General features: G+C 63.8%; 13 protein-coding genes. 6 read left to right on the forward strand and 7 right to left on the reverse strand.

Going from position 1 to position 13704, the window contains the following annotated elements; all coding sequences use genetic code 11:
- Positions 1-89: 89 nt before the first annotated feature.
- Together AC1D75_RS26245 and AC1D75_RS26250 are read left to right on the forward strand one after the other, a co-directional pair.
- The gene (locus tag AC1D75_RS26245) at positions 90-308 is read left to right on the forward strand and encodes a hypothetical protein (protein WP_495518237.1); all 219 of its coding nucleotides are present in this window, start codon (positions 90-92) and stop codon (positions 306-308) included.
- Between the two features lie 177 nt (positions 309-485).
- Positions 486-1217, forward strand: coding sequence for a hypothetical protein (locus tag AC1D75_RS26250; protein WP_495518238.1), 732 nt, complete (start codon positions 486-488; stop codon positions 1215-1217).
- On the opposite strand, the gene AC1D75_RS26255 is transcribed toward AC1D75_RS26250, so the two are convergent.
- Positions 1199-2173: a formylglycine-generating enzyme family protein gene (locus AC1D75_RS26255; protein ID WP_495518239.1), complete on the reverse strand. Its 975-nt coding sequence runs from the start codon at positions 2171-2173 to the stop codon at positions 1199-1201. The genes AC1D75_RS26250 and AC1D75_RS26255 overlap by 19 nt on opposite strands.
- Positions 2174-2306: 133 nt before the next feature.
- Between AC1D75_RS26255 and pgi the strand changes: the two genes are divergently transcribed.
- The 3 genes from pgi to AC1D75_RS26270 all read left to right on the forward strand — a co-directional run bounded on the left by pgi (position 2307) and on the right by AC1D75_RS26270 (position 6447).
- Positions 2307-3989: a glucose-6-phosphate isomerase gene (pgi, locus tag AC1D75_RS26260; protein WP_495518240.1), complete on the forward strand. Its 1683-nt coding sequence runs from the start codon at positions 2307-2309 to the stop codon at positions 3987-3989.
- Entirely contained in the window at positions 3986-5401 is a 1416-nt protein-coding gene (locus tag AC1D75_RS26265) for a hypothetical protein (RefSeq protein ID WP_495518241.1), read from the forward strand. Before pgi ends, AC1D75_RS26265 begins: the two co-directional genes overlap by 4 nt.
- Before the next feature lie 62 nt (positions 5402-5463).
- The gene (locus AC1D75_RS26270; RefSeq protein WP_495518242.1) at positions 5464-6447 is read left to right on the forward strand and encodes a mechanosensitive ion channel family protein; all 984 of its coding nucleotides are present in this window, start codon (positions 5464-5466) and stop codon (positions 6445-6447) included.
- Positions 6448-6450: 3 nt separating this feature from the next.
- On the opposite strand, the gene AC1D75_RS26275 is transcribed toward AC1D75_RS26270, so the two are convergent.
- From AC1D75_RS26275 to AC1D75_RS26295, 5 genes are read right to left on the reverse strand one after another with little or no spacing between them, the layout of a single operon-like run.
- Positions 6451-6984: a hypothetical protein gene (locus tag AC1D75_RS26275; RefSeq protein ID WP_495518243.1), complete on the reverse strand. Its 534-nt coding sequence runs from the start codon at positions 6982-6984 to the stop codon at positions 6451-6453.
- A 53-nt stretch (positions 6985-7037) separates the two neighbouring features.
- Positions 7038-8042, reverse strand: coding sequence for a pyridoxal phosphate-dependent aminotransferase (locus tag AC1D75_RS26280; protein WP_495518244.1), 1005 nt, complete (start codon positions 8040-8042; stop codon positions 7038-7040).
- Positions 8039-9055 (reverse strand): 3-oxoacyl-ACP synthase III family protein, encoded by a 1017-nt coding sequence (locus tag AC1D75_RS26285; protein WP_495518245.1) that lies wholly within the window; start codon positions 9053-9055, stop codon positions 8039-8041. Before AC1D75_RS26285 ends, AC1D75_RS26280 begins: the two co-directional genes overlap by 4 nt.
- A complete protein-coding gene (locus tag AC1D75_RS26290) occupies positions 9052-9717 on the reverse strand; it encodes an SRPBCC family protein (protein ID WP_495518246.1) in 666 nt (221 codons plus the stop codon). The genes AC1D75_RS26285 and AC1D75_RS26290 overlap by 4 nt, the downstream gene beginning before the upstream one ends.
- Positions 9714-11393: a thiamine pyrophosphate-binding protein gene (locus AC1D75_RS26295; RefSeq protein ID WP_495518247.1), complete on the reverse strand. Its 1680-nt coding sequence runs from the start codon at positions 11391-11393 to the stop codon at positions 9714-9716. Before AC1D75_RS26295 ends, AC1D75_RS26290 begins: the two co-directional genes overlap by 4 nt.
- A 169-nt stretch (positions 11394-11562) precedes the next feature.
- On the opposite strand from AC1D75_RS26295, the gene AC1D75_RS26300 reads away from it, so the two are divergent.
- Positions 11563-12996, forward strand: a complete 1434-nt coding sequence (locus tag AC1D75_RS26300) for a sensor histidine kinase (RefSeq protein WP_495518248.1) — start codon at positions 11563-11565, stop codon at positions 12994-12996.
- Here AC1D75_RS26300 and AC1D75_RS26305 read toward each other — a convergent pair.
- Positions 12949-13620 (reverse strand): response regulator transcription factor, encoded by a 672-nt coding sequence (locus AC1D75_RS26305; RefSeq protein ID WP_495518249.1) that lies wholly within the window; start codon positions 13618-13620, stop codon positions 12949-12951. The two genes, AC1D75_RS26300 and AC1D75_RS26305, sit on opposite strands and share 48 nt — an antisense overlap.
- Between the last annotated feature and the right edge of the window lie 84 nt (positions 13621-13704).

Here is a 13704-nt window from a genome sequence, read left to right on the forward strand (position 1 = left end):
GGAACAATCCGGATCGCCTGGCACTCCTATCTCCGACTGCAGCAAACGAGCTGCGACCCAGCCCAATCGGCCCGGAGAAAGAGAGCGTCATGGAAACCCAGTACTTCGACACAAACGCTGACGGCATCGTCGACACGATCGTCACCGACACCAATGGCGACGGCTACATCGACGTCTGCGAGTGGGACACGAACGCCGACGGCTTCATCGACGAGGCCGAATACGACCACAACTACGACGGCTATGTCGACGAGTACGCCTCCGACACCGACTACGACGGCTTCTACGACGTGGTGATCTCCGCCTGACCGTCCCCTGCCGCCATCACCGAGCAGATCGCCGGCACCCGACCGCGGTGTCCGGCGATCTCGCGTTGTGCCGGAATTTCGTCAGGGTGCTCATCGTCTCCTCACAGACGCCTGCCAGGTTGGGAGACGACAGTGGTGTACATCACCAGACGAACTCCGAGACGGGCAGGGTGCACTATGCCGGACAACGCCACCATCAGCGGGCTCGGGACCGACATCATCGTGTCGGTGGCCGATCCACGGCTGCTCGGCCTTGCCGTCGAACACACCGCGGCGGTGGCCGCCCGCCTCGATGCCACCGTCAACCGTGACTGCGGATCGGCCGAGATCGAAGCCGTGGATCTGGCGAACGGCCAACCCGTACTGGTCTCGTCTCTGCTCGATCAGTTGATCATCGAGGCGCTCTACTTCGCCGATCTCACCGACGACGCCTCCGGGGTTGTCCGCTGCCCGGACACCGATCCACCGATTCCCGCGTGGCATCGGGTACAGCTGGGCCGGGGAACGGTGACCGTTGCGGCAGGCGGTCGACTCGAATTGATGACGACGGCCCGCGCATTCCTCGCCGATCGGGCCGGACGGCTGCTCACCGACACCCTCGGCGGCCCGGTGACAATCCAGGTCGGCCCGGTGATCGCCTCCGCAAATGGCGCGCTCGCGCAGGTGAGAGCCGCCGACCTGCTCGCAGTCAGCGATTCGCACCAGGTGACCACGGCGTTCGACTGTGTCAGCGTCGTCGCGGACAGCGCTGCACTGGCGTTCTCGGCGGCGGTCATGGCCCACCGTCATCCCGGCGACGCGGCCGGATGGCTCCACGATCACGTCCGGTCGGCCAAACTCGAGAGCCTCCGACACACGGTGACGACGGTGGGCGCGTGGCCGGTCGCCGATCACGCACTGGTGGCCTGACCGCCTCGATCCCCGGTCAGGGGTCCATCCGCGGACGCGCCCACCGTTCGAAAGCCGGCATTGCCCATCGACGAGACCGGCGTGTTGTGTGAGCGGGCCGAGTTCCGGTAGCGGTTGCAGTAGGAGTCGTGGCAAAGGTAGGAACCGCCCCGTAGAACCCGCGATCGGCCCCGCTGCGGCCCTTGCGGGTCATGGTGGTCCATGGCCCGGTAGTACCGGGGATCGAAACGGTCGGCGCACCACTCCCAGACATTGCCCGCCATCTGCCACAACCCGAACCCGTTGGGCACATAGCTGCGTACCGGCGCCGTCCCGAGATAACCGTCTTCCGCAGTGTTGTCGGCGGGGAAATCGCCTTGCCAGATATTGCACAACCAACTGCCGTCGGCCGCCATCAAGTCATCACCCCAGGGATATCGGGCTCCGGCCAGGCCACCACGAGCCGCGTACTCCCACTGCGCCTCGGTGGGCAGTCGGCGGTCCGACCACTGGCAATATGCCTGCGCATCAACCCAACTGATGTGGACCGCAGGATGATCGCCCAACCCGTCCACAGTCGATGGCTGCCCGAACGGTTGTCGCCAGCTCGCACCCGCCACGGCGAGCCACCACGGCGCGCCTGCATATTGCTCGATCACGTCGCACCCCTGCGCGATCAGCAGGTGGAACACCGCGGAGAACCCCTGCTGTTCGGCGACCGTCAGATAGCCGGTCTCGCCCGCGAATTCCGCGAAGTCCGCCGTGGTGACCGGATGCGCGTCCATGGCGAACGCACCCACCGCCACCTCGTGCAAAGGCAGCTCGCCGTCGGCGGCGAACCCATCACCGGTGTGGTCGCCCATCACGAAATCACCGGCTGCGATCGCCACCTGCGGAACACGATGAACACCCGTGGCCGCGATCGCCGGTCTCGCATTGTCGTCACCCGATTCGGAAGCAGGTGTGCAGCACGTCATGGAACTCGATGCTAGGCCGCTTGATCGAGTCGGCGTGCTCGTTGCCACCCGAGATGGACCGTCTGACTAGGCTGATGGTCGAGGTACGGCAGTGAAGAAACACATTCGCACCACCGATGAAGGGGCTGTCACGATGACCAGCGTTCCGACTGAGCCAAACCGAAAGTTCGATTTGACCGGGTCACAGCCCTGGCAAGAACTGTCTGCGCATCAGCCACATGTGTACGCAATGCATCTGCGGGAGATCTTTGCCGTCGACCCCACGCGCGGAACCGATCTCACCGTCGACGTCGGAGATCTCCACATCGACTACTCCAAGCATCGGGTGCTGCGCGAAACCCTGGGCCTGTTGCTGGATCTGGCCCGCCAGACCGGGGTCACCGAGAAGCGCGACGCGATGTTCTGGGGCGAGCACATCAACACCTCTGAGGACCGCGCGGTCTTGCACACCGCACTGCGACTCCCCCGCGACGCGACCCTGAAGGTCGACGGCCAAGACGTGGTGGCCGACGTCCACGCGGTCCTGGACGCGATGGGTGAGTTCACCGACAAGCTGCGGTCCGGTGAATGGAAGGGCCACACCGGGAAGTCGATCAAAACCGTGGTGAACATCGGTATCGGTGGTTCCGACCTCGGTCCGGTGATGGTCTACAAAGCGCTGCGCCACTACGTCGACACCGACATCCGCTGCGAGTTCGTCTCCAACGTCGACCCCGCCGACCTGGTGGCCGCACTCGATGGACTCGACGCCGAGACAACGCTGTTCATCGTCGCGTCGAAGACGTTCAGCACCCTCGAGACGCTCACCAACGCCTCCGCGGCGCGGGCCTGGCTCCTCGAGAAGTTGGGTGCCGGACCCGACGCCGTCGCCAAACACTTTGTCGCGGTGAGCACCAACGCCGAGAAGGTCTCCGAGTTCGGGATCGATACCGCCAACATGTTCGGCTTCTGGGACTGGGTGGGCGGTCGGTATTCGGTGGATTCGGCCATCGGTCTGTCGGTGATGGCGGCGATCGGCAAAGAGTCCTTCGCCGAGTTCCTCCACGGATTCAACATCGTCGATCACCACTTCCTCACCGCGCCACTGCATCAGAACGCTCCGGTACTCCTGGGCCTGATCGGGTTGTGGTACTCCAACTTCTGGGACACCGCATCGCGTGCTGTCCTGCCGTACTCGAACGACCTGTCGCGTTTCCCCGCCTATCTGCAGCAGTTGACGATGGAGTCGAACGGCAAGTCGGTCGACATCGAGGGCCACCACGTCACCACCGATACCGGTGAGATCTTCTGGGGTGAGCCGGGTACCAACGGGCAGCACGCCTTCTATCAGCTGCTGCACCAGGGCACCCGGATGATCCCGGCCGACTTCATCGGTTTTGCCGAGCCCACCGATGATCTACCGACAGCCGACGGCACCGGCAGCATGCACGATTTGTTGATGAGCAACTTCTTTGCGCAGACCAAGGTGCTGGCATTCGGCAAAACCGCGGACGAGGTGGCGGCTGAGGGCGTCGACCCACATGTGGTCGCGCACAAGGTGATGCCGGGCAACCGGCCGTCGACGTCGATCCTGGCACCCAAGCTCACCCCGTCGGTTGTCGGCCAGTTGATCGCACTGTACGAACATCAGGTATTCGTCGAAGGCGCGATCTGGGGCATCAACAGCTTCGATCAGTGGGGTGTCGAACTGGGGAAGACCCAGGCCTCCGAGTTGCTGAAGGTGATCACCGAAGCCGATTCGCCACAGGCTCAGGATGATTCGTCCACCGATTCGCTGCTGCGCTGGTATCGGACTCATCGCGGCCGACAGGCATGAAGCGCAGGGGAAGGCCCATCGGTACCGCCCGCGCACGACGGGCGGGCGTCAGGAGCGAGCGACTCGGTGTCCGGAGCGAGCGACTCGGTGTCCGGAGCGAGCGACTCGGGGTATCAGATGACATCTTCTGGCGGACCCATCAGGGCATGGGCCTTCCCCTCTACATGCAAGGACTGTGGCGATTCGACACGGTTGTCACCGCCGCCGATCTCGAGCCTGCCCATCGTGCGTTGGCGATGGGACCGCTGACCCGCAGAGTGGTCCGTCCCCGGATCTGGCCTGCCCGCAACGTCTTTGCATCCGATGCCACCGTGGCACCGGTCCACGAAGAGCCGCGGTCGCTGGCTCCGGGAACCATCACCGCCTGGGCGGACGAACGTGGCAACACCGACCTCGACATCGGTTCGGGTCCGGTGTGGGAGTTGTCGGTGGCCCGGCTCGAGCAGGGCGGCAGTGTGGTCTCGCTGGTCTGCTCGCATGTAGTCGCCGACGCCAGGACGCTGCTGACTGCCGCCGGGATTGCTGCAGGCGAAAAGCTCACGGCAGGAGAGCCTCCCGAGTTGCCCCACTCCCCCTCACCCACGCTCGCCGACGACCTCCGGGACGCGGCGTCGCAGCTTCGAACCGTGATCGGCGGGGTCGCTCGGAGTCTGTGGAAGGGCTGCCACGATCGCGAGCAGCGCGCCGAGCTGTTCGCTGCGGCCAAACGCTCTCCGACCGGACCTTCCAAAGCCTCCGGAACCCCGCAGTGGCGGGAACCGACCGCCATCTTCTCGGTGGACGCCGAGGCCTGGACAACTGCTGCCGCAGCGCATGGCGGCACATCGAACACTCTGTTCACGTCTTTGATCGGTGAACTCGTACTGCAGATCCGGGGTTTCGGGCCCATCGAACTCTCACTTCCGGTTGCCCAAGGCGGCGACGAGGCAAACTCTTTGACCACCGCCTCGATCGGCATCACCTCGATCGACGAATGTCAGGATCTGCCGTTGCTGCGGCGGCGGGCACGTGCAGGCTATGCCGCGGCTGGTGATGGCTCCGGGCTGGGACCGCCTGCAGGCATGCCTGCCGAGCTCTTGCAGGTCATCGGGCACCGCGCCGCGCATGCCATCGTCCCCGACCCGGGTTCGCGAGATGGCCTGGCTTCCAACCTCGGTGAACTCGACGGCATCCTGTCGATGCTCGCCGGTCATCGTGGCCGGGTGATCGCTGCCCGCTCGGTGCATCCGAGGCTCTGCGCCCAGGCCACGCAGATGACGCGGACCTCCGTTGCCGGTTGGGCCGCGCTGTCCGGCGGAGTGATGACCATCGCCCTTGCGATCCCGGACCCGGCAGTTGCAACCAGCGAAGATCTACATGAATTGATCAACAAAGCTCTCGGACACTGGGAACTGTCCGCCACCCATTGGTAGCCGACCACGGGGTTTGCATCACAGCGGTGGACAGCTGACACAAAGTACGTACGGTCGAGTGAATGACTGCCCAACCCCTGAGCACTCTGGCGAACTCCACCACCGCGTTCGAATGGACTGAGACGAACCGTCTTTGGCTCATCGAGAACCCGATCCGGATTGTGATCTATATCGCTGTCGGACTGGTTGCCCGGTACGTCGTGCACCGACTGATCAATCGGGCCACGCGGCGTCCATCGGCGGATTCGGGCAATGCTCGCGCACAGCCGGCACTGTTGCGACACCTGCGGGAACGGACACCCAAGTCGCTGCGCGACCCCAAAGTGGCCCAGCGCCGTCAGCAGCGCGCCGAGACCATCGGATCGGTCCTCAAGTCGACAGCCTCGATCCTGATCCTGGTCTGGGTGGTGTTGACCTGCCTGAGCGTTCTGCAGGTCAACATCGCGCCGTTCCTGGCCTCCGCCGGGCTGGTCGGCCTCGCCGTCGGTTTCGGTGCCCAGAACTTGGTGAAAGACTTCGTATCCGGCGTGTTCATGCTGCTCGAAGACCAATACGGCGTCGGTGACGTCGTCGACCTCGGTGAGGCGATCGGCGAGGTCGAATCGGTCGGTCTGCGGGTCACCACCATTCGTGACATCGACGGAACGCTCTGGTACGTCCGCAACGGCGAGATCATCCGTGTCGGCAACATGAGCCAGGACTACGCCGTGGCACGGATCGAGATCCCGGTGGCCCACAACGTCGACCTCGAGCGTGCGCAGGAAGTCGCCCTCGAAGCAGCGCGGCAGGTGGTGGCCGACGACGCGGTTGCCGATGACGTCCTCGGACCTCCCGAAATGCTGGGTGTTCAGGACATCTCGGCCGACATGGTCACCCTGCGCATCCTGCTCAAGACCCGGCCGAACGCCCAGTGGTCGCTGCAGCGACGAATCCGAAAGGAGATCTTGGCAGCGTACGAGGCCAACAACATTCGGCTGCCCTACCCCAGTGGCAGGGAGTTCGGTCCTTCCGCGATGGCGAGCGGCGGAGCGCAAACCGGCGAATAGGCCTCAGTTCCAGCGCGCCTCGTCGTACAGCTCGTCCGGGATCGGATCGCCGGGTTCGACACCGAGCACTTCGAGACGGCCCATGATCACGGCGGCCAACGCCACGTGGGTCACGATGTCGCGAGGTTCACTGACCCGCACATCCGACGCACCCCCGATGAACTCGAGTTCGAGTGTGGGCGCGCAGGTTCCCATCGGAAGTTCCTTGTGGCCGGTCTCGGCGAGCCAGGCCTCGAATCCCGCGCCGTCCACGGCTTCGACGATGTCACCGTTGTCGACGGCCGCCATCACCTCCGACAGCGTCGCCAGTTCTCCGCTCTCGCCGGTCGACGGATCAAAGCCGAACACCTGCTGCGGATCGACACCGGGTTCGTCGTCGAGGGTGAAGTACAGGATGCCGCGCCAATCGCCTGCGTAGCAGGTGATGTCCTCACGTCCGAAGATGTCGGACAGCAGGTCACTCATCCTGACCTGCATGTCGTATCCGTACAACTGGAACGCACCGCGTCCGTGGACCTCGCCATCATCTTTTGCCATGCGTGCCAGCCTACTTCTTCTGTGACAGCGTTCAGATCACAAACGCCCGCGCATCACGCACTGACCGACTGCTCCTCGATCAGCGCCGCGACGACCGAATCCGTCGCGGCCCGGTCACCGACGGTGATCCGCACACCTCGCAGCGCACCGGGAACCGCACACACCTTCGCCGCGACACCACCGCACCGCAGGTCGGTGGCCAGGTCCTGCGGTCGCTCCGATGGCACGAACACATGGTTCGCCTGGCTCGGCAGACTCGTGATCCCGATATCGGTCAGGTTCGCCTGCAAACGAATTCGTTCCTCGCGGACGGACCGGACCCGTTGCCGGAGCGCATCAGTGGCGGCCAGCGCCGCGGGCACGGCAAGTGCGGCCGCGGACCCGACGGCGAACGGCACTTCGAAACGGCGCACCTTCGTGATGAGCTGGGCACTGCCGACCGCATAGCCGACCCGCAGGGCAGCGAGTCCGTGTGCCTTGGAAAAGGTGCGCAGCACGATGACATTCGGATGATGGAGTAGCAGTAGGTGCAGATCCGGCGTGTAATCGGCGAACTCGAAGTAGGCCTGATCAAGGATCACCACAACATCTTTCGGCACCCGACGCAGGAAGGCGTGCAGGGCGGGCTCATCGATGACCGATCCGGTGGGGTTGTGAGGTGAGCACAGCACCACCACCTGGGTCTGCGGCCTGATCGCTGCCGCCATGGCCCGCAGGTCTGTGCCGCCATCGGCGCGCAGCGGTACCGCGTCTACATGCACCCCGGCCAGGTCCGCCAGGATCGGATAGCCGTCAAAGGTTGGTGTCGCGGACACCATCCGCCCACCTGGCGGGCAAAATGCCTGCAGCACTTGATAAGCCAATCCGGTGGCGCCGGCTCCGATACTGACCCAGTCGCCGGGAACCCCGAGATGGTCAGCGACCTGCGAACGCAGGGTGTCCGGGATGAACTCGGGATATCGGTTGGCGCTGTTGACACACTCGTGCAGGGCTGCGGCCACGCTGGGCAGTGGTGGATACGGACTTTCGTTGAGGTTCAGCGGGATCAGTGCAGTCATCGCCCACCCCATCGGATCGCTGTGGCGCCCGCGTAGTCGCCGGCATGGGCGAATGCTGCCATCAGCACGATGTCGCCGGGCCGGATCCGGCCGTCTGTGATCGCGGTGTCCAGGGTCAGCGGCACCCCGACGCCGAACAGATTGCCGCACTCGTCGAAGGTGTCCGGATGACGTTCCGCAGGCAGTTCCAGGGCATCGCGCCAGTTACGCAGGAAGATCCGGTTGGGCTGATTGGTGACGAACCAGTCGATGTCTCTGGTCGCGACACCGATCTTGTCGGCCACATCGTAGGCGACCTCCGGGACCAGCCGATTGCCGCGCGCCAGCACCTTGGCGATCTTGGTCTCGGTGAATCCGATATGGACCTGACCCGGGCCTGCCTCCCAGTACTTGCGTTGCGGATAGGCCACCGACGTCATGTCACCCGCGTACTCGCCGTACGAGCGGCAGGTGGTGGCCAGGATCGGAGAGGCATCGCTCATCTCGAGGAGTGCCACGCTCGAACCGTCACCGGGTATCGACGCCTGTGGTTTGCCGCGTACCTGATCCTGTACGAATACCTGGCCCGCGCTGTTCTGGGCATTGGCTATCAACGCTTTTCGTGCCCCCGAGGCGATCATCAGTTGCTGCGCCATCTTCATCATGTGCATGAATGATGCGCATCCGCCGTTGTGGACGTCGATCACCCATTCCGGTTTGATGCCGAGCCGGTGCGAGACCTCACCGCCACACCCCACCACCGGCAGTTCGGGTAGCTGACTGTGCGTGATGAGGATGTCGACGTCGTCGAGGACCTCGGAGCCGTGCCGGTCCAGCAGGCCGGCCATCGCGCGTTCGATCATCTCGGCCGAGGTCTCATCCGGTGCCGCATGATGCCGATACGCCGGTGCCCGGAACATGAGATTGTCTGCCAGATCATCGGATTCGGCATACTGCGCGAAATAGGCTGCCGGGACGCGGTTCTCGGGCAGGTAACTGGCAACGTCAACCAGGGAGATCGTCGGAGAATTCATCGGCTCATCCATTCCGGCTTGATCGGCAGTCCGTGATGGCTGCGGTATTCGGCGATCGCTTTGAGGTTGTCCATCTCGAGTTGGTGTCCGGCGGAGAACATGTCCCAGAAGTCACCCACCCAGACCGGACGCTCCGGTGGGGCCGTCTCCGGATAGGGGTTGTTGTCGTAGAACGGGTGTTTGCAGTTGTTCCACAACACCACCGACCCCGGCTTGTTCAGCACCACCTGCGCGTCGACCACCCGCATCAGGTAGATCATCCACAGGTGTTCCCCCTGGTCCCAGGCACAGTGATAGTCGACGGTCATGGCGTCGGCGTTGGAGACGGTGCGGGTGAAGCACTTGGTGTCCTCGCCGAGGCGGTCTTTCGAGATCCACAGGCCCGGTTCGTCGGTGGGCGTGAAGCCACGCAGACTGTAGGTCCACTCTTCCAGCGACCTGGTATCGGACAGCCAGTCGAACAGATCGCGTGGCGGTGCGTCGACATAGGCCTGAACCGGGCAGAACTCACCGAACACCTGATCATGCGGGTACACCGACCTGAGCATGTCCAGGATGATCGGGGTGGCCTTCTTCCGGTCGTGGGTCTCTATCCGGTGCAGGCCAGGGAGGTCGTCGGCACTGTGTCCGAGATCTTCGAGCGCGGGCAGGGTGACGGTCATCGGTTCTCCTCGAGAGTCGTACGGGCGGCAAGAAATGGGGCAAAAGGCGGAAGTTCGTCCGGATCGGTCTGCACCACAAGACAATGCGGACCGTCTCCGTCGAAGGCGGCGTCGGCAACGGCGAGCAGATCGGTGCGCGACCGGGCGCCACTGACGTTCAACGAGGGGAACATCATCGAGAGTCCGGCCTCGAAATCGGTGGGACGGAATCGGTTGATGCTCGGGGTACCCGGGAAGAAGAGCTGTTCCCTTGTCACACACATGCCGTGGGCATCGTTGTTGAACAGGACCACGGTCAGCGGCAACCGGTGTTCGATCGCGGTGTGGATCTCCATGCCGTGCATGAAGAATGCGCCGTCCCCGGCGAGGACCACCGAACGGCGGCCGGTGACCATCGCGGCGCCGATCGCCGCGCCGAAGGCATAGCCCATGCCACCCATGCCCAGCGCGACGACAAATCGTCCGTGGCCGCCAACCGGCAGGTGATGGATGGCTGCCGCCCCGACGTTGCCGGCATCGGCAAAGATGTTGAAATCCTCCGGTATACGGTCTCCAATGGTCTGAATGACCTGTATAGAGGTGAGCGAGTCGGTGTCCCCCGGCAGCACTCGCGCCGGGGTCGGCAAAGCCTCGATGCCGGGCACGATCGTCCTCGATACCGCGCGTGCGATGTCGATGTTCTTCGTGATCACCTGAATCGCCCACCGTAGATCTGTGATCCGGACATGGGTGTCCACATCGATACTCGGTGATTCGGCACCGAGGTGGATGACGATGGTGTCGCCGGTGTCCAGGCCCGCGCGGTCGGTCAGGCTCAACCGGCTTCCCAACACGAGCAAGACAGCGGATCTCGCGACCGCGGACGCTGCCGACGGGTGCCCCATCACGCCGGTCAAACCCACCGTCGGCACGCCTGGTTCCAGGACGTCCCGACCACCGGGCGTGGCAGCAAGGACTCCCTCCGTCGCTGCGACCAGGTCGGCCAGATCGTCTCCGATCTGTTGCCGAGATGCCTCCTCACCTGCCAGGACAGTCACGGCGCCGCGCGCTTCGGACAGCGTCGCGGCCACCTCCTCCAGTTCCGCGATCGGGGCAACAGTGCGGTCGCGAACACATCGAAGCCTTGGCCGGTCGACGACCAGAGAACTCTGAACATCCTTCGGGATGATCAGTGCGACCGGCAGATTGGCCGCGAGTGTTTCTTCGGCCGAATTGAGAGCGGCATGGATCTGCTGTGGCGCATCGATTTTCAGACACAATCCGGTCACGGCCGAGAAGATCGCCCTGGCGTCGATGGTCTCGGGCGGACTGAGCATGTCCTGGAATCCGCCATGGCCCTCCAGCACCGTGGGAGCCGAGCCGATCAGCGCCAGCACCGGCACCCGACTGTCGTAGGCCTCTGCCAACGCGGCAACCACATTCATGGCACCGCCGCCGGAGGTGGTCATCACCGCCGCCGGTTTCCCGGTTATCCGTGCAGCACCGTCAGCCATTGTTCCCGCCGAGAACTCATGTTTTGCCACAACGGGTTTCATGTCCGAATCGGCCAGTGCCGCCGCATACAGGTCTTCGATGTTGGCACCATGTACGCCGAATATCCGATCGACACCGATGACACCGAGCCTTCGGATGATCACGTCGGCAACCGTTGCCTTCGCGGGCTTGAGATCTGTCATGAGGCAACCCTGCGCCCGTCGGCCTGAAAGGCTCCTGAAAGCGTCCCCTGGTATCTACCGAACGACCGACATACTCTTGAAACAGCCCGCAGCAACAGTTCGAAAGGCGGAGCCGATGGCCAGGACATGCAGTGTCCGCGCGATGTTCCGCCGCAATCAGGGAGTGCGCGTGCGCTCCACGATTGTGGCGACGTGCATCGTTGCCATCGCGATGTTCGTCGGTGCAGTGATCATGCTGTACATGTTGCAGCGGTACCAGGACCGCGAGATGTACGAATCCACCGGCACCCGGTCGTACGACATCGCAGATCAGATCAACGAGGGCGGTTTGCCCTCCGTGGATCCTGACCTCCTCTCCGCGACAACAGGTATCGACATCATTCAGGTTGTCGACCAGAACGGTGTCGTGGTGGCGACCAGCCCAGGTGCCACCCAGGAACCGATCTCAACGGTGACCCCGGGATGGTGGAACACCCAGCGGATCGACAACGTCGACATACCCGGCCGATCCGGCACGTACTGCGGGCAGATCACCGGTGCCCGGTTTGACGGGATCGACTACAGCGTCATCACGGTGGTCTCCACACAGGCATATGCGTCGGCTCTACTGAGTACCGCGGCCATCCTGGCCGTCGAATTCCCGATCGTGATCCTGATCGCGGGAGCGGCCATCTATTTCTTCGTCGGTCGCGCCCTGGCCCCGGTCGCCCGCATCACCAAGCAGGTTTCGGCGATCACCAGTTCTGACCTGAGCCGCCGCGTTCCGGTTCCCTCGACCGACGACGAGGTGACCACGTTGGCGGTCACCATGAACACCATGCTCGACCGCCTCGAAAAGAGCCGGGCCAGCCAGCTCGAGTTCGTCGGGGACGCCTCTCATGAGTTGCGCTCGCCGCTGACCACCCTGGTCGGCATCCTCGACCTGGCCGACGACACCGATTCACCGATCGATGTCGAGACGGTACGAACGATCCTGTTGCCCGAAGCCCAGCGGATGAACACCATGGTGGCCGACCTGCTGCTGCTCGCCCGCGCCGACGAACGCGGCATCCCGCTGACCGTCGACGAGGTGGACCTCGACGACATCGTCGGTTCAGAAGTCCAACGACTCCGGTCGCTCGGTCTGGCAAAGGTGATCGCCGACGTGACGCCGATCCGGGTCATCGGCGACGCGGGCAAATTGCAACGGGCGATCCGCAATCTCACCGACAACGCCGCCCACTACGCAACGTCGACGATCACCATCAGAATGCGCAAGGACACAGATCAATCCACCGCGATCATCGAGGTCAGCGATGATGGACCCGGTGTCCCGAAAGCGGTTCAGGACAAGATCTTCGACCGATTTTACCGACACGAACTCGATCGTGGCCGCCACCAGGTCGGGTCGGGTCTGGGACTACCGATCGCGATGGAGATCGCCCGTGCACACGGCGGGACCATCACGGTCAGCGAGGCCCCGGGAGGTGGGGCCTGCTTCACGATGACCATCAGAACCGAGACAACGGTGCCGCCTGCGGACGAACCTGCCCACGGTGCCGACCATCCCGATGCACTAGCCGTCGGCCAGACAGTAACCGGCACCCCGGATCGTCTGAATTGAGTTGGCACCGAACGGGATATCGATCCGTTTTCGGAGATATCGGATGTACACCTCGACGATATTCACATCGCCGTCGTAGTTCTCATCCCAGATCGCCTGCATGATCTCGGTTTTGGTGACAACCCGCCCCTTGTTGCGCATCAAGAATTCGAGAACCGAGTACTCCCGGGGGGTCAATTTGATCGGAGTGTCATCGCGGTGTACGCCATGATCGGACGGGTTCAGACGCAGCGAGCCCGCGGACAACACCGCGGGTCTTTCCCGGACGCCACGTCGCAACAGTGCTCGCAATCGAGCCTTGAGGACAACCACGGAGAACGGCTTGACCAGATAGTCGTCGGCCCCGTAGTCGAGCGCCTCGGCCTGGTCGTACTCGCCATCCTTCGCCGAGAGCATCAGAACGGGGGTCCATACTCCTCCGCCGCGCAACTTTTTTATGACCTGATAGCCATTCAGCTTCGGAAGCATGATGTCGAGCACGATCACATCGAAGGCATGCTCGGTGCCCTGCCACAACCCCTCGGCGCCGTCCCGCGCGATGACCACACTCCAGCCGTCACTGACCAGCATCCGCCGGACAGTCTCGGCCGCGCGAACGTCATCCTCGACCACGAGAACACGCACTATCGGGCCTCCTCCGGGCTGACCTACGCCGGTTCCAGCGTACTTGGGCCGGACCTTGACGACCGGATCATCGAACCCCCCTAC

It is taken from the genome of Williamsia sp. Y712, assembly GCF_059445525.1.